Raw genomic sequence first — 3,485 nt, 5'->3', positions numbered from 1 at the left:
TAAATGATGAAAACGAAGATGGCGTAGCAGATGAGTACGAACAAGTATTGGCAGATGCCGAAGCAGCAGTAGAGGCAGCAGAAGCAGCATATGCTGCGGCAGAACAAGCACTGATCGATGCAAATGCCAATGGCCTCATCACCCCAACAGAACTTACTGCACTGACTCAAGCACGTGATGATGCACTTGCTGCGAAAACAGAAGCACAAACAAAAGTGACAGCGTTACCTGAGGCAGTACAAGCAGAAAAAGATGCGCTACAAGGTCGTTTAAATGATCTGGTTGATATCACTTTACCAACAGTAAATGATCAAAATGAAAATGATATTTCTGATGATATTGATACTTTACTAGCGGGGGTCGAAGCTTTAATAGAAAGTGCTGAAGAAGCTTATACAACGGCTGAAGAGGATTTAGCTGACGCCTTGCAAGACGGTACTGTAACACAGGCAGAGGCTGATAGATTGCAAGAGTCCCTAGAAGCTGCTCAGGCAGCAAAAACTCTTGCACAACAAGCATTAGACAATATTGATCAAACTTCAGACGCGATTGAAGCTGCAAAAGCTCTATTGCAAGAAAGAATAGATGATCTCGTAGATATTGAGGTACCTGAGCCATTTGCAACAGCGAATAATGATGTGCAATTGGTATTGGATATCACACCGACTGTAGATGTTAATGAAACACCAACAGAGCTTAACTCAACAGGATTTACGGTGGGTTCTGTTGGCTTAGGTCCAGTGTTAAATGCAAGTGTGCTTGAAAGCGTATTTAGCTCTTCAGTTTCCCTTTCAGTCGAAGAAGGCACCGAAAGAGATATTAGTTTCTATGCTGATGCTGGTGGTGTTACAGTAGGGACGATGAACTTATTTATGTATAAGTTAAATGAGTCAACTGGTGAATATGAATTAAAAGAAAAAATTGATAATTGGTATCTCGTTGTATTAGGTGGTGTGTCAGAAACGATAAGTCGTTCTTTAGATGAAGGAGAGTGGCTCATTGTATTAGGTAACGGCCAAGGGTTGTCAGCTGTTACGGGGTATACATTAAGATTTGAATCAGATGCTGTACGTGATTTTAATAATCCAGAAGCTGTGACAGGAACAATAAACGGTAATGTGATTACGGATCAGGATTATCAAAATGGTACAGATGTCGTCCCAGAGGGTAGTAAAATCAGTGGAGTTACTCATGGTGAAAATACCATTAATCAATTTACAGATGGTATTGCAACAATTAAAGGGGAGTATGGCACTTTAACTATCTCTGAAAATGGACAATATACATATACAGTAGATCCATTATTTAGAGATTACGGTGAAGTTGATCGTTTTGTATATGAGGTAACGGCACCAAATGGTGAAAAACGCACAGCTGAATTAAATATTGAATTAGTGCGTGTTGCCACAGATGAAAATGCCATCATTGATAATACAGTATTACTTGATGTTACTCCTGATTTAACTGAAACCACAGGCGAAGCATTAGGTATTTCAAATGCAGTCGCATTGAATTTACTTGATCTAGGTATTGCTGGTGATGTGTTGTCTGCAAGTGTAATTGGTACGGAAGGTGTCATGGACTTTACTGTTGAAGACGGTACTTTCCAAGAAATGACCTTTACTGGTTCCGCGGGCGGGGTAACGCTACTTTCAACATTTAGTTTGGTTATCTATCGTTTAGATGAGAATACTGAACAGTTGGTTCAAGTACACGAAATTCCAAATTTTGTTCAAGTGCTCATTGGCGGTGGTGTTTCAACCCCGGTAACATTGAGTTTTGGTGAGGGTACTTACGTTGGTATTATCAAGCAAACTAGTGGTGTAAACGTAATTGGAGGAGCTTCAGCTCAAGTTACAGATGTCAATATTTACGATTATGCAAACCCAGAAACGATAACTGGATCAGTTCAAGGTGATGCGACTCCGATTACGACAGATAAATTAATATTGGTAAATAACACTGATGTGGTTGAAGGTGAAGCTTTAGTTGTACAGGGTCAATATGGCTCACTCAATATTAATACTGACGGTACTTATACCTACAATGTTACAGTTCCACAAAGCACAGTGGGTTGGACTCCACCATATGGTGAGATTGATCGTTTTGAGGTTGTAGTGGAACGAGCAGATGGTACAACTTACATTGAAGTTCTCAATATTAAGATTGATACCAATACAGTAGCTAACGATGCAGAAGTTGTAGAAGTTCAAGCTGCAAACTATTCAACGCTCAATGAATCTGTAGAATCTGGAATTATTGGATCTGCAAGTCGTACATTAGAATTTAAAGTTGAAGAAGGATCTTATATTAGTAGCTTAGATCTCCAAGGGAATATCACTCGTACTTTAACTAATGATAATCCTTCAATGAGTGTTGTGATTAATAAGGTGACTACTCAGCTTGTCAACGGCGTTGAACAGCAAGTGCTTGAACAAGTTTATACCGGAAATGTTAGTATTACATGGCCAGCTGGAACAATATTGAATCCTTCGACATCAACGACTTATGCCTCAGAAATTATTTTAGATGATGGCAAAGTGCTCGATGCAGGTGATTATGTTATTTCAATTAACACAACGAGTGGTACATTTAATTCAGTGAATGTATCTAGTGCATCAATTACTGGAATAATGGTCAATAATATTACTCCAACTGATACACCATTGCTTGAGGGTGATTTATTTGAAAATGATACAGCTATCGACCAAATTGATATTCTGAAAATTGGATCTAAAGAGCTTTATGTAAATGATCCAGCTAAAGGTGGTCAAGAGTTCACAGTTCAAGGTAAGCACGGTGTCCTTACTATGTTCAAAGATGGCACCTATGAGTATCAACCATCAGGTTTAAGTGGAGGTCTTGAAACATTCACCTATACAACAGTTTCTAAAGCGGGAACATCACAATCTGCAACACTTGAAATTAATGTTTCGATGACGTTAACTGGAAGTGATGAGGCAGATACCGTACAAGCATCTGCTTCAATCGATACTTTTACTCTTGGTGAAGGTGCTGATACAGTCCTTTATGATGTGCTCAATCAAGCTCAACATACCGAAAGTCCAGATATTTGGACTGACTTTAATCAAGCTGAAGGTGATCGAGTTGATATTTCTGCTTTATTAAAAGATCAGAATGTTACATCGTCTAACATTGGTGAATTTGTAACGATCAAACAAGATGGTGCAAATACGGTGATTAGTGTTGATACTGATGGGGCTAAAACGAAATATAACCCAACTGAGCTTATTGTTCTGCAAAATACAGATAGCAGTCTTTATGCGATCGATGATCTGTTAAAATATAATCAAATTTAATTAAACAAATGAAAAGAGGTCTTTCGAGACCTCTTTTTATTTTTAAAAATGTGAAATCAAAAGTAATTGGTATGGGCTTTGTTGCAGAAAGCTATTCTTAAGGGCTTCTTCAGCCATATAATTTTCAAATGAAGAAGCCTACACACAAAATCTACCGCACAACCA

General features: G+C 38.5%; 1 protein-coding gene. It reads left to right on the top strand.

Features of this window, described 5'->3' with window-relative positions; translation table 11 throughout:
- Positions 1 to 3,320: BapA/Bap/LapF family large adhesin (locus tag AC1M87_RS14685; RefSeq protein WP_481594111.1), on the top strand; the 3,320-nt coding region annotated here is incomplete at its 5' end.
- Positions 3,321 to 3,485 lie beyond the last annotated feature (165 nt).

Source organism: Acinetobacter sp. 24-47-62 (genome assembly GCF_056779765.1).
Note: the sequence above shows the minus strand (reverse complement) of the source record. Positions and strands in the feature narration are given on the sequence as shown.